Raw genomic sequence first — 18490 nt, forward strand, 5'->3', positions numbered from 1 at the left:
CGCAGGGCGTGTCAACTCAGCGGATCGTCTCACAGCACCTCAGCCCGAGGTGGTAGTTCGCGTGCCACGCGTCCTCCATCGGCTCGACGTGCCAGCGCGGGCTGTAGGAGCAGTGATCGGGGTAGGTCTCCCGGCCCTTCGGCCTCGGGGCGTCGTGCTCGCGGGCGACCTCGACGTAGAACCAGGCGCTCCCCTTGAGCTGGCTGTACAGCTTGCCGTCGTCGCGGTCGCGACGGGTCATGATCTCGGCCACGTTGCCGTGCTGATCGAACACCCCGAACCGCGAGCGGCACGCGGGGAAGGACCCCGCAGGCTCGGTGTCGGTCGCGCAGGTCTGGTAGGCAGAGCGCGCGGTGTCGCCGTCGCACGGCTTGCCGTCGATGTCGCGGTGCGGCGTCCGCGTGTGGCAGACGGCGAGATCGAGCTCGTCGCCGTAGGCGTACGTCCTCGGCTTGCCGCCCTCGGGATCGCCGCGGCACGCGAGGCTCCACTCGTCCTCGGTGCAGAGGCGCTTGCCCTGCAGGCTGCACACGGCCGCCGCCTGCGTCGGGCTCGCCCACACCATCGGCAGCTCGCACGGCTTGTTGGGGAACTCGAAGATGTCGATGCAGAACTCGGCCGACGCCGGCTTCCCGCGCGCGTGTTTGAAGACGGGCACCATGTTCTCGTGGCCGCCGCAGCGGGCGCGCTGCTCCTCCGTCTGGAGGACGACGCCCCGGAGGCCCTCCAGGCACTGCTCCTTCGATCGCGTGTGCCGCGCGAGCTCCTTGTTGCCCTGGTTGAGCCGGGCAGGGGAGCCGCCGCCGAAGTTCTTCTCCAGGAAGAGCTCGGGGTTCTTGAACTTCCGCTCTCGCTCCGAGAACTCCTTCAGCGAGAAGAGCCGCACCAGATCCTCGCGCGCCTCGTAGTGGGTCGCCATCGGATCCCCGACCGCCCCGGGCGCGCCGGCGTCGCCGCCGGCCGCGCCGGGCTCGCCGGAGGCCCGAGGGGCCGGCACCTCCGGGGCGGAGGCCGCCGGGCCTGAAGGTTGCGCGGAGGCGCTGGCCGGAGGCGGCGCGCCCGCGTCGCGGCCGCGATCGGCGTCGCCGCGGGAGCAGGCGGGCGCGGCGGCGGCGAGCGCCGCCAGCACGAGGTGCAAGGGACGGGAGGGAAGAGGCACGTGGAGCGAGCGGGGCACGTCGAGCTAGAGAGGCACGTGGAGCGAGCGGGGCGGGTCGAGCGAGATCAGAGGGCCGCCTCGACGATCTCGGAGAGGCTCGCCTCGTCGACGACGCCGGTCAGGTAGGCCGCGACCTTCCCCTGCCGGTCGATCACCACGAGGCTCGGCAGCTTGTCCACCCCGTAGTGGGCCGAGGCCTCCTTCGCGTCGTCGATCAGGATGGGATACGAGAGGCCCTTCTTGAGCGCATACTGGCTGGCCACCTGGGGCGGGTCGTCCACGTTGACGCCGAGCACCACGAGCCCCTTCTTCTCGTAGCGGCGCGCGATCCGGTCGAGGATCGGCGCCTGGACCGCGCAGGGACCGCACCACGTCGCCCAGAAGTCCAGGATCACCGGCTGGCCCCTCAGCTCGGCGATCTGCATGCGCGCGCCGGGCTCGCCGTTGGCCGCGACCGGCAGCGTCACGTCGGGGGCCTCCGCGCCGACCATGCCCCCGACCCCCGGCGCAAGGCGCGGCAGGATCACAAGACCAATCAGCGCGCTCAGGGCGATGAGCAACGCGACTGCAGGATAGAGAATCTTGCCGGAATTGGGCTGGGGTTCGGCCATACGGGCCCTGGGCTTCATAGCAAATCTTTGGGCCTACGTCCGAGCGGCTCTGGTACGGTCCGGCGCCTCGACCGGCCGGGCGCTTTGCCGCCTGGCCCGGGGGCGGGGGCGCAGCGCGGCTCGCCGTGCGACGCCGCCGCCGCCGGGAGGGGTCGGGGGCGCAGCGCGGCACGCCGCGCGATGCCACCGCCGTTCGGGTCACGTCGTCGCCCGCGCGCTGGAGGAACCATGCTCGATCGTCCGAATCTTTCACGAGAGAATCCCGCGGGGCCGCGCGGACGGCGCCCGCCGCCGGGGCCCCTTCCGGCCAAGCAGGCGGCCAAGTGGCCCCCCGATGACAACGATCTGCCCGGCGCACCGCCGGCGCCCGCAGGCGGCGGCGGCTTCGCGGACGACGGCAACTTCAAGCGCGGCCGGTTCAGCCCCGTGTCGATCGTGGTCGGCCTCGTCGTCGCGCTCGGCGCCGCGGGCGCCATCTGGCTCGGCGTCAAGCAAGACAGCCAGAAGATGACGGTCGACGCCGTCTCCAAGGAGAAGAAGAACATCTTCGTCCTGCCCAAGAAGGACCAGCTGCCCCTGTGGCGCAAGTGGGCCGCCGCGAGCGCCGAGCTGTCGCTCCAGCAGGAGGCGCTCATGCAGCTCGCGTGGGCCGACGACCCCGAGGGCGTCACGCACGCGCAGAACGCGCTCGCGCTTCCGGACCACCGCGTGAAGGGCGTCGCCGCGCAGGTGCTCGCGTACTACGGCTCGCCCAAGGCCGACAGCGCCAAGCCCGCGCTGCTCGAGGCGCTCAAGGTCGCGGACGAGAGCGACAGGCCCCAGCTCGTCTGGGCCCTCGTCGAGCTCAAGGAGCCGGCCGCGTTCAAGGACGCGATGGACCAGTACAGGAAGGGGTTCCTCTCGAAGGTCGAGCGCCTCGGCGGCGGCATCGCCTTCGACCCCGAGAAGCTCGCCGGCCTCGTGTCGCTCGAGGAGCTCTCGAAGCTCGCGACCGACGAGAGCTCGTCGGTGCGGCAGCTGGTCGCGACGGTCCTGTCGCGCAACGCCGAGCCCAAGTGGACGAGCGCGCTCATCACGCTCGTGAAGGACAAGGACGTCGAGGTCGCGCGCGAGGCCGCGAACGGCCTCGGTCGGATCGGCGACGAGACGGCGCGCGCCCCGCTCCTCGAGGCCCTCGCGAACGCCGACAAGAACAGCCGCCAGCGCTTCCTCGAGGCGCTGCGCGACGGCATCGGCGGCGAGGGGCTCGTCCTCGCCCTCGACAGCGTGAAGCAGGACCCGGAGGAGACGACCTGGTTCCAGACGAAGCAGATCATGGAGATGCTGCGCGAGCTCGCCGACCCGCGGTCGGCCGACCCGCTCGTGAAGTGGATCGAGGCCAGGAAGCCGCCGCTGCACTGGCAGGGCGAGGCGGGGACGCGGCTCGCCGAGGTCGGCGACATCCGCGCCGCCAAGTTCCTCGGCGAGCGGCTGCTGGCCGATCCGCTCAAGCTCTACAAGCTCGAGAAGTTCTGGGAGGCGGACGAGGGCGGGCACCTGTCGCGCACCGATCTGCCGCGCGTCGTCGGCGCCCGCATGCTCGCCGATCTCGCCTCGATCCACGCGGACAAGGCCGCCGAGCTCAAGGCCGCGGCCGAGGCCCCGGTCATCCTGTGGCTCAAGGATCGCCCGCAGCCGCACGCGAACGGCCTGCGCTTCCTCGCCACGGTCCGCTCCGAGAGGATCCTGAAGGACATGCGCGACTGGGCCTTCCCGACGGACCCGCTCCCCAAGGAGGGGCAGCAGCCGCCGTTCCCCGCGGCCTTCGAGACCGCGCAGAGCGCGCTCCGGTACATCGGGCGCATGAAGGACGAGCCCTCGTACCCGAAGCTCATCGATCAGTTCAGCCGCAAGAAGGACCCGAAGCTGGACATCACTCAGGACGCGCTCCAGGGCGCCGGGCTCGCGATGCTGGGGATGGCGCTCCGCGCGGTCGCCTACGGCGCGTCGCAGGGGCTCGCCGAGTGGGGCGATCCGCGCGCGGTGGAGAGGCTGACGAAGCTCATCGAGGACGAGCTGTGGCACGAGGAGGCCCGCCAGGCCGCCTGCGAGGCGATCGCCTGGTGCGCCGACGACAAGACGATGGTCGAGGTGGCGAAGAAGGCGAAGGAGTTCGCGAGCAAGAAGGAGCCGCGCAAGCAGCTCATCGGCGCCTGCTACGCGTCGTCGCTCGCGCTCCGGCCGGTGCCCGGCGCGGCCGCCGAGCTCGTGCCGCTCCTCGCGGCCGACGTCGAGCCCGGGGTGCGCATGGCCATCGCGCGCGCCATCGGCGTCGGCGGCTTCGACGAGGCGGTGCAGGGGCAGCTCTTCGAGAAGCTCAAGGACGTCGAGGTCCGGAACGCGGCGGCGCTCGCGCTCATCCTCGGCGGCACGAGCGACACCGCGGCGCGGACGGTCGCGATGTACGCCGACTTCGACAAGTCCGCGCTCGACGACCTGAAGGACCACTACTACCGCGCCTTCGGCTACTGGTCGGACGAGGACTTCAAGCGCGGCAACCTCTACCGGTACGTCGCGAACGCCGAGGCGATCACGCGGGTGAAGGTCGCCGACGCGCCGCAGGAGTGGGCGCGGCAGCGGCTCCAGGCCCAGTTCGACAACCTGAAGTACGACAACGGCCCGCACTCGGAGACCCGCGTCGTGCTGCGCTACCGGCTCTTCCAGGAGGCCAAGAGCGGCGACGGCGCGAAGAAGAAGGGCGCGATCGAGACGCTCAAGTTCATGAAGGAGAAGGGCGTGCTCATGGCCCTGCGGCACGAGCAGGGCGAGACGGGCGCGCTCGCGAAGCGCGCGTTCCACGAGCTCATGAACCCGAAGGCCACCGTGGCCGAGGACCTGAGCAAGTTCGCCCCGGCGAAGGCCGGGGGCGCCGACACGCAGTAGCGGCGCGCGGTCCGGCGCGACCGGCGCGCGGCGCGCATCGGCCCGCGCACGAAGCCGCGGCGCACGATCCAGGTCAGCGAGCCCGGGAGCGCTCGAGGAGGAGGTCGTCCTCTCCGGAGCTTCCGGGCTTCCTGTTTTTGTGCTGGCAGCGCGGCCATTTCCGTCTCCGGCGCGCGTCGGGCTGGCCGGGGTCGTCGGGTGACCGGCGCGTGTCGGGCTGGACAAAACGCACGTTTCGGAAGAGTGTTCGCGCCGAGGTGCACTGTGCCTACCTGGCGTGATGAGCTCATCGAAGCCGTGAAATCGAAGGCGGAGCGCGAGTCCGAGGAACTCGCGCGGCACAAGAAGCGGGTCGCCGAGGCGCTCGCGGCCGCGGAGTCGGCCGTGTCGCTGGGGGCCGAGTCGCTGAAGTTCGCGCACGAGCGGCTGCAGGAGAAGGGGCAGCCCATCGCGTTCGCCCAGGAGCAGGACAAGCACCGGCTCGCGCTCGGTGATTTCAGCCTCTCCCTGGAGCTCCTGCGGGAGTCCGCGATCGTCCGGGTGACGTTCGGCGACGGCAAACCGCGCGAGTTCGACTTTGCGAAGGACCGCCACATCGCGCCCGCCGACGTGGAGGAGTACATCGGCCGTCGCGCGCTCGAGCTGGTCCGCGCGGCGCAGAAGGCGTCGCCGTGGTGAGCGCCGGGCGCGCCGCGGCCCCGCTGTCGCCCCGCGCGTGGGGTCTTCGCCGCGCCTTCGCCGCCGGCCTGCTCGCCGCTGTCGCGGCGTGCGCTCCGCCGGCCGCGCCGCCCCGCCAGCCCGACGCGCCGCCGGCCTCGACGCCTGCCGCGCCGGCGCCCGCCGCGCCGGCCTCGATGGAGGTCGATCCTGCCGCGGAGGCGCGGATCGCGGCGGACGTCGCGTACCTCGCGTCGCCCGAGCTCGCGGGGCGCGGGACGGGCGAGCCCGGCGCCGATCTCGCGGCCGAGTTCATCGCGCGCCGGTTCGCGGAGCTCAAGCTTTCGCCGCTGGGCGGGCCGGGGAGCGACGCGAAGGCGTACCGGCAGGCGTTCGACGCGCGGGTCGGCGCCGACGTGGCGCCCGCGGCGCTCGCGGTGCAGCGCGCGGGCCGGAAGCAGAGCGCCGAGGCCGGCAAGCTGGTCACGGCCGACGGGAGCGCGAGCGGCACGGTGTCGGGGGCCGCTGTGCTCGTCGGCCATGGAGTGACCGCGACGGCGCTCTCCTGGGACGACTACGCCGGCCGCGATATCGAGGGGAAGATCGTGATCGTGCTCGACGGCGTGCCCACGCTGGACGGCGGCCCGGGTGGAGCGGCGCAGGCCGGCGCGCACGGCGGCGCTGCGCCCGGGGGGCCGCACGGCGGCGCTGCGCCTGCCGGTGCAGCTCCCGCCGGCGCGCACGGCGGCGCTGCGCCCGCCGATCCTCATCATCATGCTCCGCGGCCGGCGGACGCGCTCCGCGACTTTGGCAGCGTCCGCTACAAGCTCCGCACCGCCCGCGAGCACAAGGCCTCCGGGGTGATCCTGGTCGCGGCGGGCGACGAGCTCCCGCGGGTGTCGGACGACGCGGCGAGCATGGGCATCCCGGCCGTTGTGATCACGCGCTCCGCGGCCCGCGCGCTCTTCCCGGCGGCCGGGCTCGCGCCGCCGGTGAAGCCGGCAGACGCGAAGGCGGCCCCTGCGAAGCCCCCGGCCGTGAAGCCGGCCGCGACCAAGGCCGCCGCGCCGAAGCCGCTCGACGGCACCACCGTCGAGATCACGACCAAGGTCACCGCGCGGATGGCGCCGGCGTCGAACGTGATCGGCCTGCTCTCTGCGCGCGACGGCTCGCCGCACGCCGGTGAGTACGTCGTCGTCGGCGCGCACTACGATCACCTCGGCTACGGGGGCACGTCGTTCTCGCGCGCGCCCGGCGTGCATGCGGTCCACCCGGGCGCCGACGACAACGCCTCGGGGACCGCGATGCTCCTGGAGGTGGCGCGGCGGTTCGCCTCGCTCCCCGAGCGGCCGGCCCGGAACCTCCTGTTCATCGCGTTCGGCGCCGAGGAGCTCGGCACCATCGGCTCGCGCCACTTCGTCGATCACCCGCCGGCGCCGCTCGCGGGCATGAAGCCGATCGTGGCCATGATCAACGCCGACATGGTCGGCCGGATGCGGGACGACAAGCTCCTCGTCGACGGCCTGGGGACCTCGCCCGACTGGAAGCCGATCGTGGACGACGCCGCCCGCGGGCTCGGCTTCGCGCTCCAGTTCGGCGTCGAGGGCTTCGGCGCGAGCGATCACGCGTCGTTCACGGCGTCGCGCGTCCCGATCGCCTTCCTGTTCACGGGCGTCCACGAGGACTACCACCGGCCGAGCGACACCGCGGACAAGATCAACGCCGCGGGCGTCTCGCGGTGCTCGGTGCTCGCGGCGCGGATGGCGCTCGCCCTGTCGCGGCGCGACGCGCGCCTCGCCTTCACCGACGCGCCCGCGGACCCGCACCGCAGCATGCGCGGCGGCTTCCGCGCGTCGCTCGGCACGATGCCGGACTACGCGTACCAGGGGCCCGGCGTGAAGCTCACGGGCGTGCGGCCCGACGCGCCGGCCTCGCGCGCCGGCATGCAGGCGGGGGACGTGATCGTGCGCATCGGCGCCCACGCCGTCACCAACATCCACGACTTCATGTTCGCGCTCGGCGATCTCGAGCCGGGCCGCGAGGTCGAGATCGAGGTGGATCGCGGCGGGACCCGGGTGCCGCTCAAGGTCATCCCCGCCCCCGGCCGATGAGCCGGCGCTCTCGCCGCGCCGCGCCGCCGGCCGCGCCACCTCGACGGCGCAGGGCTCCACGCGGACCCTGCGCGGTCAGCCTCGCCTTCCTCTGCGGCCTCACGGCCGCGATGCTCGCCTGCGACAGCTCGCCGCCCGCGGGGACCGGCGCCGTGGCCTCCGGAGGGCCCGAGCGCGCCGGCGCAGCTGCGGATGCCGAGACCGCGCCGCCCGATGCCGCTGCGGCACAGCTGTCGGACGCCGCGGCGGAGCTTGCCTACACCCCGGCGGAGCCGCCGGACGCCGCGGCGGAGCTTGCCTACACCCCGGCGGAGCCGCCGGACGCCGGGGCAGCGATGTCGTACGTGGCGGCGGCGCAGGACGCCGCGGCAGCAGCCCTCGACGGCGGCTCGCCGGACGCCGCGGCGGAGGCCCTCGACGGCGGCGCTCCGGATGCGGGGGCGGAGGCGCTCGACGGCGGCTCGCCGGATGCGGGGCTGCCCGGCAGCTCCGAGGGGTGCCCGGACGACATGGTCGTCGTGGAGGGCGACTACTGCCCCGTGGTCGATCAGATCTGCCTGAAGCACCACAAGGAGTACGAGAAGGACCAGGAGCGACGCGCGACGCCCTACAAAGAGGCCGAGGGCCCGACCAGCGTCAGCGAGCGGTGCCTCGAGTACAGGCGCCCGAGCGAGTGCCTCTCGAAGAAGCGCGCGCCGATGCGGTTCTGCGTCGACCGCTACGAGTGGCCCAACAGGAAGGGCGAGCTCCCGGCGCTGCTCGTCTCGTGGCGCCAGGCCGTCAAGGCGTGCGAGGGCGTCGGCAAGCGCCTCTGCACGGAGGACGAGTTCAACTTCGCCTGCGAGGGCGAGGAGATGCTCCCGTACACGTACGGCTTCGCCCGCGACGCGACCAAGTGCAACATCGACAGGCCCTTTCGCCAGCGCGAGGTGACGCTCTACCACTACGAGCGGTGCATGCGGCACCCCAAGTGCAAGGCGGAGCTCGAGCGGCTCGATCAGCGCGTGCCTGCGGGCTCGATGCCGGCGTGTGTGTCGCCGTTCGGCGCCTACGATCTCAACGGCAACATCAACGAGTGGGTCGTGCGGCCGGGCCGCAAGTCGCCGGAGCGGAGCGGGCTGAAGGGCGGCTGGTGGGGCCCCATGCGCGGCCGCTGCCGCCCCACCGTGGGGTTCCACAAGGAAGAGGACTACGGCTACGAGCAAGGGTTTCGTTGCTGCAAGGATGCTGCGGCGCGGTGAGCGCGCGGTGGCGCGTCCTTTTTGAGGGGCGCGCGGCCGCCGACCGGGGGTACGCTCCTGTCCAGCGGGCCCGCGACGCGGCGCTCGCCGGCGAAGGGCCTGCGGTTCCTCCTCCGGGGGCCGGGGCTCAGATCTCAGCGGCGGGCCGTCACCGGCCCGTCGCTCACGCGGGGAGAGCCCCGCACCTCGAGGAGACCTTGATGAAGCGATCCATGTGGTTCACCAGCGCGCGCTCGGCCGCGTCGGTCGTCCTTGCCCTCGGAGGCCTCGGGCTCCTGACCTCCGCGTGCAGCCGGGGCCGAGACGCCGAGGATCCGTCGGATCCCCAGTACAACGCCTACAACCAGCAGCAGCAGGGGTACCAGCAGCCTGGGCAGTACCAGCAGCCGGGGTATCAGCAGCCCGGGCAGTACCAGCAGCCTGGGCAGTACCAGCAGCCGGGGTATCAGCAACCCGGGCAGTACCAGCAGCCGGGCACGACCGCTCCGGCGACGACGGGGCAGCCGGGCCCGCTCGCTCTCCCGTGTTCGAACGACATGGTCTGCGGCACGCACAAGTGCAACACGGCCGTGGGCAAGTGCGCCTTCCCCTGCGCGGCGAACACCGACTGCGCGGCGGGGTTCTCGTGCATGGGCGCGGGCTCGGCGACGGCGATCTGCGTGCCCGGCGGGCAGTAGGGAGCGCCGGGGTCCGGCCGCGCGACGGGCGCGGCGGCGTCGGCAATCCTGACAGCAGCGCCAGCGCGCGCGCCGGCACAGAGATCGGTTCTGGCGCGGGCAGCTGGCGGCCCCCGGTAACCGCGTCCGGTTGTGCGAGAGCAGCTGAGCTTGCGTTGCGAACCGGATCCGGCGGTGCGGAGGCAGCTGAGCAGCCTCCCGGCAACCGGATCCGGTGGTGCGGAGGCAGCTGAGCAGCCTCCCGGCAACCGGATCCGGTGGTGCGGAGGCAGCTGAGCAGCCTCCCGGCAACCGGATCCGGTGGTGCGGAGGCAGCTGAGCAGCCTCCCGGCAACCGGCGCCGGTCGTGCGAGGGCAGTTGAGCTGGTGGTGATCTGCTTTGGCCGTTCATGGCCAATGATTTCGCGGACTTGCGAGGAGAAAACGACCGCCGCCCCCGGGCGTGGAAGCTCTGCCGCCACTGCGGCGAGGGCGTGAGGACAGGCAAGGGGACGCGAGCAGAAACGCGACTTCCGCGACTTCGATGTACAACCGCTCCGTGCGCGTCGACGAGCGACGCCTGGCCATGGTATGCGATGGCTGAATGGGTCGCGTCATGTTCCGTGCGATGAAGGAAGCTCCCGACCACCTGCCTGAACTGGGTCGATCTTCTCGCACGCTGGGCGTGAGGGTCGCTCCACCGGGTGCCGTTCCAGAGGATCCGCCCGAGTTCGACGTCTACCCCGACGCGAACGGATACGTCGCTCCACGTTGGGGAATGTCCGTCGCTATGGACAATCCCCGCGGACTCCCGAAGCATCGGAGGCCTCGAACGCTGGGAGGAGAGGGACGGGATCCGGTTTTCTCGCTACCCGTGAGCCAGCTCGGCAAGAGCTTGAACGTCCACGAGGACCATGCGCCGCATGCCGTCGTCGAGCCGGCGGGACGCTCTCCGCTGGTGGAGTACGAGGCTGCTCTCGCGGCAACGCGTCCGTTTTGGAGGCCATACGATGTCTGACGCTCTCGCCAAATACCGGGAACTCGAGGCTAGACTCGTGCACATCCGGTGGATCCACCGAGGTCTCGAATCGCAGGAAGAGGACGAGATCCTCGACAAAATGGATGGCGCTTGGTCTCGGTTGTCCGCCCAAGAGCAGTCGGAGGTGAACGCCGCCCCTCCTCGGTCGCTCCTTCAGAGGGAGCGTGCCATCACGCGGACGACGATGGACACTGACGTGTGGCTCTACCGGGAGCTGCCGCCTCGAAGCATGGAGGCCGCCTGATGTATCTGACCGCGCAGCGCGTGTACTCGCCCTCGAAGAAGAAGACCGGCATCAACGCGTTCCTCTATCGTCATGGTGTCGAAATCGTGCCCGGCATGTCCTGGGCTCGTCCCCTCGTCGAACCGGTTGCAGATCAACACGTCGGGACGCGGGGGCCGGAGCACGTTGAGATCGCGCCCGGGGGCAATCGGGTTGTCAGCTTCGTCGATGTGGTCGCCGCAGACGAAACACCGATCGAACAGATCGAGGCTGCGGTTCAGACAGTCGAAGCGCGCTTGTCCCCGGAGCAGCTTCCGCTGTCGACGACCGTCGGTGCGGTCGCGATCCGCTTTGGCGCGCAGTTTGGCCTCGCCGAAGCCCAGCTTCGCGAGGAGTTCAAGCAGATCACCGCGCAGGCGCTCGACCTCCTCAAGAATCCGCGCGAACCGGCATGGAGCACCCGCGAGCCCCTGGAGGTCGATGTCGAGCAGACCGAAGAGGGGCTTCGCTTTACTCTCCGCCCGGAAACCAAGCGCCGGTTGGCCGCGGTTCACGGTGCCGGCTGGCACGCGCCCCGGGTGAGCATTTCGCACGATACGCGTGAAGCGTTCGAAGCCGTCCATGGCGACGTGTTCAAGAACTTTGTTCCCATCCTCGCAGACCTTGATGCCGAGCGCGTGGCGGACATGGGCGGGATGCGCTTCTACAATGCGCATACCCGCGCCCTGCTCATCGAGTGGCCGAAACGATAGTCGCCACACGGCGGGCGACGCGGGGACGGGCCGCGGCGGACTACCCGCACGCGCTGCGGAGAGCCCCCGCGCGATCACTCCTCGCCGGACGCCAGCTCCGCCTGCTCGAGCGCCTTCTTGTAGTACCACAGCCGTCGCAGGCTCGCGTCGCTCACCTGGTCGTCACCGAGGATGTTGATCGCGATCTGCTTCACCCCGGTCCCAGCGGAACGTCCCGCGGGCGAGGTACGGCTCCGGCCTGTTGTGCCCGACCCGGACCGCCTCGTCGAGATCGGCCGCCGCCGCCCGTGCTCCCGACGGATTGCTCCACGTCCGGAGTCGTGCCCAGAGCGCGCGCACGTCCTCGTCTCGCATGCTGCGCATGCGATCGCCCGGGCGCGGTCGACATACGCGCGCCTCACGGTCTGCACCTCGACCTCATTCGTCTCGACGAAGCGCGTGAGCGCGCGCTCGGGCGCGTCGCCGAACGCATCGACGAGGGCACGATCCCGCGCGTCGCGCGCGTCGCTCAGCGCCCGGAGGTAGCGGAGGAAACCGGGGTGCAAGCCGTCATCCTCGATTTGCAGGGCATGGACGAGCGCCCAGGCTGCGGTGTAGTTCGCGCTCCTGCGCCTGCGGGCCTCGCGCGAGGTTGGGTCCTCGACGTCGCGCACGTAGAACGCGGCCGGGTCGAGGGAGAGCAGCGTAGGGACGCTGGGCAGCGCCGCCTTGGGCACGCCGACGACAGAGCGCCCGTCGATCTTCAGGGTGAGCCACTGGCTGCCTGTCGTGATAAGCCGGTCCGAGAGCTGCTCTCCGAGGACGACGCTGCTCTCCTCGATGCGAAGCGTCGAGTAGAACTCCGCCATCCCCTCGTTCAACCAGACCGGCGCCGATGGGAAGTAGTAGGCAAAGAAGCGGTGGCTGAGCTCGTGCTGGAATACCTCGCGCACCGCGTCTCTCAGGCCGCCCGGGAACACGAGGGAAGGCACGTGCTCCATGTCGTTGCCCTTGTGGGAGACGTACCCTCCGGAGCCTCGCGGGCCGATGCGCGCGAAAGCGTCTTCGCCGTCGACGACGACCACATGGGTTAGCCCGTTCGGCTTGGGCTCGTGGGGAAAGGCGACGCGCTCGAAGGCGCGGTAGATTCGCTCGAAGTGGACGATCGTCTCCTTCGCTTCGACCTCGTCGAGATCGGTTCGCAGCAGGAAATGCGGAGACTCGAGCTCGGCCCAGGGCGGTCCGCCCGCGGCGGGGCACGTGAGCGGCCTGGCGCAGCCGAGCGCCATCGCGACCAGGACGACGGCTATGCCAACACGTCGCATCAGAACGAGTTCCTGCGCTTCCGCGCGGCATAGACGATGCGCATCAGCTCTTCCCGGGCTCGAGATTGCCTGTCTCGGCGCACCGTCAGCACCAGCCGCGGGTTGGGCCGCACCACGCAACGACTCCGTCAGAACGGGAACTGCTCGGTGTTGCAGTGCCCGCACTTCTTGGTTTTGAAGCCATTGTTCCTGGCCCATGCGGTCAGGTCGGCGAGGCTGTTCGAGCAAACCTTCCGAGCGGTGGTATAGCAGCCATCCTTATCCGCTCGATAGTCATTGCCGCTCCCACCCTGATGCCAACAGCCGCGCCCAGCCGAGTTTTCTCGCTTATCTTGCGCATAGTGAATCGTGAACGACCCCGCCGGACCCTCAGTCATGTCGAATCCATCCACGTTCGCGCGCCTCCAAGCCTGGAAGGCTCGATGCGTCTCTGCGTCGTCTCCCTGAAAGATGCTGACCATCGATCCTCCTACTTGATCCGCCATACTGCATAGTGCAGTACGTACGGGTAATGTTCGTCCGGGTGTGCGATATGGTCGAAGTCGCCTACCTTCTCAACGAGTCGGGAGATGACGTCGTTCATGCCACCATTGCGTCGCTTGGTCGCGTCAAAGGTGGTCGCGTCAGTGGAACTCACCAGCACGACACCGAAAACGGCACCGGGATCGATGCGTTGCCAAGCCGCAGGAGAGCTCGGCGCCGAAGTCCACGCATCGAGGCACGCTGCGGCTTGCTCAAGACGTTCCATATCGTTCCAGAGGCAACTGAGCTCCTGCGACCTGCCCCACGCGCGCTTGCTCTCCAGCAAGACCATAGCACGCTCTGTCGAGCGGTACGCCACGAGATCGATGTGCTCGTTCCGGTTTAACGGCCACTCAGTCAGCGTCGTGTAGTCGCGATCGACAAATTCTCGGGCGACGTACAGAGACAAGTTCCGCTCCGGGAGCTGACGATCCATGCCCGGCCAGAGTTCGTTCGTGGCTCCCATGAGCCGGGACAAGCCTGCACGAACCACCTGTCGAATCTGATGTTCCATTGTTCTCCGTTCGAGTTCACTGAGGGCGCTCGGGCACGATCCCCGGCTACCCGCTGCCCGCCCAACGGCCAGGCGATATGCGGCGGGCGAAGCCCGTCCGCCTTCATCGCCGTGTTAGATGCCTCTCCCGGCGGCAACGGTGGTGGCATAGTCGTGGGCGCTCTTCGATACCGCTTCGTTCGGATGCACGCATACGAGCCCGCGCCAGTCGGCGGGCGGCTGATCGTCGATGAGGATGTTGGGCTTAGGCAGGAAGCCCGTGAAGCAACGGTCGATGCCAAGTTCGCGTGCGGAGCTTTCGGCGTAGTCGGCGCCACCCGTGCTCCAGCAATACAGCACTACTCCCTGTTCATGAAGCTGGCGGACGTGTTCGACGACCGCCGACATCGGGATCCGTTTCGAACCGAAGGAACGGACGAGCGTATCGTCGACGTCGACGTAAGCCACGAGTTGCTTCGCGTTCATGACAACCTTCCGTCTAACCCGCTGACGCAGGCCATGGTCAAGTTACTTCCCTAGAATGGTCAGGACATGCGTGAGTTCGTCGAACTATCAGTCGATTGGTCAACCGAAGCCGCCGGGCCAGATCTGTCTAGATCGAAGCCTTTTGTGGCCTCTTCCACGGAAATTCTCACGGATCGGCTCTGCGCTGCAAGGCCCAAATGCGGTCCAGCGCCATAGCGTAGATCCGTCCAACAACGTTGGCAGTCGCCGCTTTTCCGGGGGCCGGGGGCGCCTGGAGGGGGCGCGGCGGACGCGCAGCCGGAGGCGTCGCGCCGCGTCGCGCCTGGGTGAAACGGCGCGGCCGCCGCATCGGGAGGTTGCTGGGCACAACCCGGTCCGTTCACAACGTCGGACCAAAGGGGCCGTCGAGGGGGCTGCGGACGGCCAGACTGCCGCGGTTCGACAAGTGGGTGTAGATCATCGTCGTGCTCACGTCGCGGTGGCCGAGGAGCTCCTGGATCGTGCGCATGTCGTAGCCGGCTTCCAGCAGGTGCGTGGCGAGGGAGTGACGCAGGGTGTGACAGCGCGCGCGCCTTGATCGACCGGCGGCGAGGGCGGCCTCTCGCACCGCGCGCTGGAGCATCGTCTCGTGCAGAGGATGCCGCCGGAGCCGACCTGTCTCCCTGTCGCGACAGGGGCGCGTCGCGGGGAAGACCCATTGCCAGGGCGATTCCCGGCCGGCGGTCGGAACCTTGCGGTCCAGGGCGTCGGGGAGAGCCATCCTGCCGGCGCCGGCCGCGACATCGGCGGATCCGAACACGCCAGTGGAGGAGCTCCCCGCAGCGCACCATCGGCCTGGCCCCCATGGGCACGTTTCGCCGCCCGCACGGCCGTGCCACCTTGTCACCACTTCCAACATGTCGGCGCCGGAAGAAGACGCAACACTCGAGCCCACGCTCCCGCCGGAGCGCCCCGGCCCGCTTGCCCCGGGTCCAGCGCAGGGCGGGCCCCCGGCGTCGACAACGATGCCGCCGGCAGACGCCTCGGCGCCGACTCGGCCCCTCCCTCCGGCCGAAGGGGAGGCGCATACGGCCGGCGCCGAGGTGGAAGGGGGCGCGCCCACGCCCGGCGCCGCGGCCGGGGTTCCCGTCGCCGCGTGGAGCCGTTACGAGCTCATCCGGCCGCTCGGGCGGGGCGGGATGGGGGAAGTGGTCGAGGCGCGCGACAAGCGCCTGGGCCGGGCGGTCGCGCTCAAGTTCATTCGCGGGGCCGACCCAGACCGCGCCCTGCGCCTCCTGCAGGAAGCCCGCGCCCAGGCGCGCATCGACCACCCGAACGTCTGCAAGGTCTACGAGGTCGGCGAGGTCGCGGGCAAAGCGTACATCGCGATGCAGCTCGTGCGCGGCCGGAGGTTCGACGAGGCGGCGAGCGAGATGTCGCTGCCCGCAAAGGTGCGGGCGATGCGCGCGGTGGCCGAGGCGGTGCACGAGGCGCACAGGCTCGGCATCGTGCACCGCGATCTGAAGCCCTCGAACATCCTGATCGAGCGGGTCGAGGACGGGAGCTTCCACCCGGTGGTCGTCGACTTCGGCCTCGCCTACGAGGCCGGCGGCGAGCAGAGCCTCACCGAGACCGGGGCGCTCCTGGGCACGCCCGCGTACATGGCGCCCGAGCAGGCGCGCGGCCAGGTGCACGGCGCCGACCAGCGCTCGGACGTCTACGGCCTCGGCGCCACGCTCTACCAGCTCCTCTGCGGCGCGGCGCCGTTCGAGGGCGCCACCCCCGCCGCCACGCTCCTCAAGGTGCTGCACGAGGAGCCCCGACCCCCGCGCGCGCTCGCGCCCGAGCTGCCCGCCGACCTCGAGACCATCACCCTCAAGTGCCTCCACAAGGAGCCCGAGCAGCGCTACCCCACCGCGAGGGCCCTCGGCGAGGACCTCGGGCGCTTCCTTGACGGCGAGCCGATCCTCGGCCGGCGCCCCAGCCTGTCCTTCCGGCTGAAGCGGCTCGCGCGCAAGCACCGCGCGCTCGTGGCCGTCTCGGCCCTCTCGCTCGCGCTCATCGCGGCGCTCGGCGCGCTCGGTCTGCGCTCGCAGCTCGAGGCGCGGCGCGCCCGGGCCGAGGCGGCCGAGCGGGCGAGGCTCGGCGAGGAGATCGGACAGGAGGTCAAGGAGATCGAGTGGTTCCTGCGCGCCGCCTACGGCCTGCCGCTGCACGACACCGGCCGCGAGCAGGCACGCGTCCGCGAGCGCATGGCCCGCATCGCGGCCCGCCACGTCGAGGCGGGCGGCGCCGGCGCGGGGCTCGCGCGCTACGCGCTCGGGCGCGGGCACCTGGCCCTGCTCGAGTTCGACGAGGCGCGCGAGCAGCTCGAGCGCGCCCGTGCGCTCGGGGTCGACTCGCCCGAGCTCCACCACGCGCTCGGGCGCGCGCTCGGCGAGCTGTACCGCCGCGCCCTCGAGGACGCCCGGCGCAGCGGCGGCGTCGCGTGGGTGGCCGGGCGGCGGCGCGCGCTCGAAGAGCAGTACCTCCTGCCCGCGCTCGCCGCGCTCGAGAAGAGCCGCGGGCTCGGGCTCGAGTCGCCCCACCACCTCGAGGGGCTCATCGCCCTCTATCGCCGCGACCACGCCGCCGCCGCGCGCGCCGCCGAGCTCGCAGGCCACGAGGCGCCCTGGTCGTACGAGGCCTTCCGCCTCGCCGGCGACATCGCCCACGCGCAGGCGGTCGATCGCTTCGATCGAGGGGATTACGACGGCGCGCGCGCCGATCTCGAGCGGGCGGTCGCGCGGTACGACGAGGCGCTCGACGTGGGGCGCAGCGACGCGCTGGCGTACGAGGCGCTCGCCGTGGCCTGGCTGAAGCGGGCCGAGGTCGACGAGCGGCAGGGCAAGCCCCGCAAAGAGGCGCTCGAGCGCGCCCTCGAAGCCTCGGGCAAGGCGGTGCGGGCGGCGCCGGGGCGCGCTTCGGGCCACACCCGGAGGGCCCAGGTCCTGATGAGCTGGTATCAGCTCATGAAGGACGAAGGCGGCGGCCTCGAGCCCGAGCCCATCTTAGAGGAGTGGCTCGCCACCGCCGCGCGCGCCATCGCGCTCGACCCGAGCGACGTGGTCGCGCACGACGCCGCGGGGCTGGCCCACTTCACGCGGGGGTTCGAGCAGGCGCGCGCCGGCCTCGACCCGGGCCCTGCCTGGGACGAGGCCCACGCCCGGCTGACGCGGGCCCTCGAGCTGGAGCCCAATTACCCCTGGGCGCTCAACGATCTCGCGAACGTCCACCGCTGGAAGGGCAACCACCGGCGCGACAAGGGCGAGGACCCGCGCCCCGAGTACGCCGAGGCCGCGCGCTCCTATCGCCAGGCGATCGAGAGCGATCCGAAGTACCTCTTTCCCTACTGGAACCTCGGCGATCTCTACAACGACTGGGCCTCGTACGACCTCGCGCACGGGTTCGACCCGCAGGACACGGTGCAGAGGGCGCTCGAGATCGGGCGCCGGGCCCTCGCGCTCGACGCCCAGTTCTACCAGGCGCTCAACCAGGCCGCGGTGGCCGAGCTGACCCTGGCGCAGCACCTCGCCGCGCGCGGCGCCGACCCGCGCCCGCCGATCGAGCGCGCCTTCGCCCACCTCGACCGATCGCGCGCCATCAACCCCGCCGCGGGGCGGACCTCGTCGTACCGCGCCGAGGGCCACCGCCTGGCCGCGCTCCACGCCCTGCGCTCGGGCGGAGACCCGAGCGACGATCTCGAGGCAGGGCGGGCCGCGCTGGCCGAGGCCTACCGGGCAGAGCCGAGCTGCCTCGGCTGCCTGCTCGCGGGCGCGCAGCTCGGCGCGGTCGAGGCGCAGTGGGCGCGGCAGCGAGGGCGCTCACCCCTGCCCGCGCTGCGGAGGGCGCGCGACGACGCGCGGCGGGCCATCGAGATCTACCCCCACGCCGAGGGCCACGTCGAGCTCGCGCGCGCCTGCTGGCACCTCGCGCGAGCGTCGTCGCCGGCCGAGGCCCGCGGCGCCGCCGACGAGGGGCTGAAGCACGTCGAGCAGGCGCTGCGCCGCGATCCGCTCCTCGCGCACGCCCACGCCGTGCGCGGCGGGCTCTTGCTCTCGCGGGCGCGCGGGGCGGCCGACGCGAAGGCGCGCCGCGAGGAAGCGCGAGAGGCCCAGGCCTCGCTGGGGCGCGCCTTCGAGCTCGATCCGCTGCTCCGGGGCGAGTACGCCGAGGCGGCGCGCGAAGCGGAGCGAGGAGCCGAGGGCGCCGCGCCGGGCGCCGCTCGGCCCTAGTCTCGACCCGGGCACAGCTGCCCTGTGTCAGGCAGCTGTGCCCACGTCGAGACGGCATCGA

At 71.4% G+C, this 18490-nt stretch carries 15 protein-coding genes; 8 read left to right on the forward strand and 7 right to left on the reverse strand.

The annotated features are described in order from the left end of the window. Positions 1-16: 16 nt before the first annotated feature. Positions 17-1129: an SUMF1/EgtB/PvdO family nonheme iron enzyme gene (locus WMF45_RS50230; protein WP_437719671.1), complete on the reverse strand. Its 1113-nt coding sequence runs from the start codon at positions 1127-1129 to the stop codon at positions 17-19. Positions 1130-1224: 95 nt separating this feature from the next. Continuing rightward, positions 1225-1770 carry a TlpA family protein disulfide reductase gene (locus WMF45_RS50235; RefSeq protein ID WP_437714483.1) on the reverse strand — a complete coding sequence of 182 codons (546 nt, stop codon included), beginning with the start codon at positions 1768-1770 and terminating at the stop codon, positions 1225-1227. Between the two features lie 228 nt (positions 1771-1998). On the opposite strand from WMF45_RS50235, the gene WMF45_RS50240 reads away from it, so the two are divergent. The 7 genes from WMF45_RS50240 (at position 1999) to WMF45_RS50270 (ending at position 11371) form a co-directional block, all read left to right on the forward strand. Continuing rightward, positions 1999-4692, forward strand: a complete 2694-nt coding sequence (locus tag WMF45_RS50240) for a HEAT repeat domain-containing protein (protein ID WP_437714485.1) — start codon at positions 1999-2001, stop codon at positions 4690-4692. A 297-nt stretch (positions 4693-4989) separates the two neighbouring features. After that, a complete protein-coding gene (locus WMF45_RS50245) occupies positions 4990-5370 on the forward strand; it encodes a hypothetical protein (RefSeq protein WP_437714487.1) in 381 nt (126 codons plus the stop codon). Then, complete coding sequence (locus tag WMF45_RS50250; RefSeq protein WP_437714489.1) at positions 5364-7460, forward strand: M20/M25/M40 family metallo-hydrolase; 2097 nt, start codon at positions 5364-5366, stop codon at positions 7458-7460. Before WMF45_RS50245 ends, WMF45_RS50250 begins: the two co-directional genes overlap by 7 nt. Before the next feature lie 110 nt (positions 7461-7570). Continuing rightward, entirely contained in the window at positions 7571-8701 is a 1131-nt protein-coding gene (locus WMF45_RS50255) for a formylglycine-generating enzyme family protein (protein ID WP_437714491.1), read from the forward strand. Positions 8702-8901: 200 nt separating this feature from the next. After that, on the forward strand, positions 8902-9378 hold the full coding sequence (locus tag WMF45_RS50260) for a hypothetical protein (protein WP_437714492.1): 477 nt from the start codon (positions 8902-8904) through the stop codon (positions 9376-9378). Between the two features lie 989 nt (positions 9379-10367). After that, positions 10368-10640 (forward strand): hypothetical protein, encoded by a 273-nt coding sequence (locus tag WMF45_RS50265; RefSeq protein ID WP_437714494.1) that lies wholly within the window; start codon positions 10368-10370, stop codon positions 10638-10640. After that, complete coding sequence (locus tag WMF45_RS50270) at positions 10640-11371, forward strand: hypothetical protein (RefSeq protein ID WP_437714496.1); 732 nt, start codon at positions 10640-10642, stop codon at positions 11369-11371. The genes WMF45_RS50265 and WMF45_RS50270 overlap by 1 nt, the downstream gene beginning before the upstream one ends. 74 nt (positions 11372-11445) lie before the next feature. On the opposite strand, the gene WMF45_RS50275 is transcribed toward WMF45_RS50270, so the two are convergent. The 5 genes from WMF45_RS50275 to WMF45_RS50295 all read right to left on the reverse strand — a co-directional run bounded on the left by WMF45_RS50275 (position 11446) and on the right by WMF45_RS50295 (position 15074). Then, the gene (locus WMF45_RS50275) at positions 11446-12675 is read right to left on the reverse strand and encodes a hypothetical protein (protein ID WP_437714498.1); all 1230 of its coding nucleotides are present in this window, start codon (positions 12673-12675) and stop codon (positions 11446-11448) included. A gap of 128 nt (positions 12676-12803) precedes the next feature. Beyond that, the gene (locus tag WMF45_RS50280) at positions 12804-13136 is read right to left on the reverse strand and encodes a hypothetical protein (protein WP_437714500.1); all 333 of its coding nucleotides are present in this window, start codon (positions 13134-13136) and stop codon (positions 12804-12806) included. A gap of 8 nt (positions 13137-13144) precedes the next feature. Next, a complete protein-coding gene (locus WMF45_RS50285; RefSeq protein ID WP_437714502.1) occupies positions 13145-13711 on the reverse strand; it encodes a hypothetical protein in 567 nt (188 codons plus the stop codon). A 114-nt stretch (positions 13712-13825) separates the two neighbouring features. Then, positions 13826-14176, reverse strand: a complete 351-nt coding sequence (locus WMF45_RS50290) for a DUF705 domain-containing protein (RefSeq protein ID WP_437714504.1) — start codon at positions 14174-14176, stop codon at positions 13826-13828. Positions 14177-14555: 379 nt separating this feature from the next. Next, the gene (locus WMF45_RS50295) at positions 14556-15074 is read right to left on the reverse strand and encodes a tyrosine-type recombinase/integrase (protein WP_437714506.1); all 519 of its coding nucleotides are present in this window, start codon (positions 15072-15074) and stop codon (positions 14556-14558) included. 106 nt (positions 15075-15180) lie between these two features. Between WMF45_RS50295 and WMF45_RS50300 the strand changes: the two genes are divergently transcribed. Then, complete coding sequence (locus tag WMF45_RS50300) at positions 15181-18429, forward strand: protein kinase domain-containing protein (protein ID WP_437714508.1); 3249 nt, start codon at positions 15181-15183, stop codon at positions 18427-18429. Positions 18430-18490: the final 61 nt, after the last annotated feature.

It is taken from the genome of Sorangium sp. So ce448, assembly GCF_051520915.1.
In the GTDB taxonomy this organism is placed as follows: Bacteria; Myxococcota_A; Polyangia; order Polyangiales; family Polyangiaceae; genus Sorangium; species Sorangium cellulosum_B.

Excerpts from the sequence above, each read along its gene's own strand:
- WMF45_RS50300 (WP_437714508.1), top strand. The coding sequence starts at position 15,181 with ATGCCGCCGGCAGACGCCTCGGCGCCGACTCGGCCCCTCCCTCCGGCC.
- WMF45_RS50260 (WP_437714492.1), top strand. The coding sequence starts at position 8,902 with ATGAAGCGATCCATGTGGTTCACCAGCGCGCGCTCGGCCGCGTCGGTC.
- WMF45_RS50280 (WP_437714500.1), bottom strand. The coding sequence starts at position 13,136 with ATGGTCAGCATCTTTCAGGGAGACGACGCAGAGACGCATCGAGCCTTC.
- WMF45_RS50235 (WP_437714483.1), bottom strand. The coding sequence starts at position 1,770 with ATGGCCGAACCCCAGCCCAATTCCGGCAAGATTCTCTATCCTGCAGTC.
- WMF45_RS50240 (WP_437714485.1), top strand. The coding sequence starts at position 1,999 with ATGCTCGATCGTCCGAATCTTTCACGAGAGAATCCCGCGGGGCCGCGC.
- WMF45_RS50295 (WP_437714506.1), bottom strand. The coding sequence starts at position 15,074 with ATGTTGGAAGTGGTGACAAGGTGGCACGGCCGTGCGGGCGGCGAAACG.
- WMF45_RS50290 (WP_437714504.1), bottom strand. The coding sequence starts at position 14,176 with ATGAACGCGAAGCAACTCGTGGCTTACGTCGACGTCGACGATACGCTC.
- WMF45_RS50270 (WP_437714496.1), top strand. The coding sequence starts at position 10,640 with ATGTATCTGACCGCGCAGCGCGTGTACTCGCCCTCGAAGAAGAAGACC.
- WMF45_RS50255 (WP_437714491.1), top strand. The coding sequence starts at position 7,571 with ATGCTCGCCTGCGACAGCTCGCCGCCCGCGGGGACCGGCGCCGTGGCC.
- WMF45_RS50275 (WP_437714498.1), bottom strand. The coding sequence starts at position 12,675 with ATGCGACGTGTTGGCATAGCCGTCGTCCTGGTCGCGATGGCGCTCGGC.
- WMF45_RS50285 (WP_437714502.1), bottom strand. The coding sequence starts at position 13,711 with ATGGAACATCAGATTCGACAGGTGGTTCGTGCAGGCTTGTCCCGGCTC.
- WMF45_RS50265 (WP_437714494.1), top strand. The coding sequence starts at position 10,368 with ATGTCTGACGCTCTCGCCAAATACCGGGAACTCGAGGCTAGACTCGTG.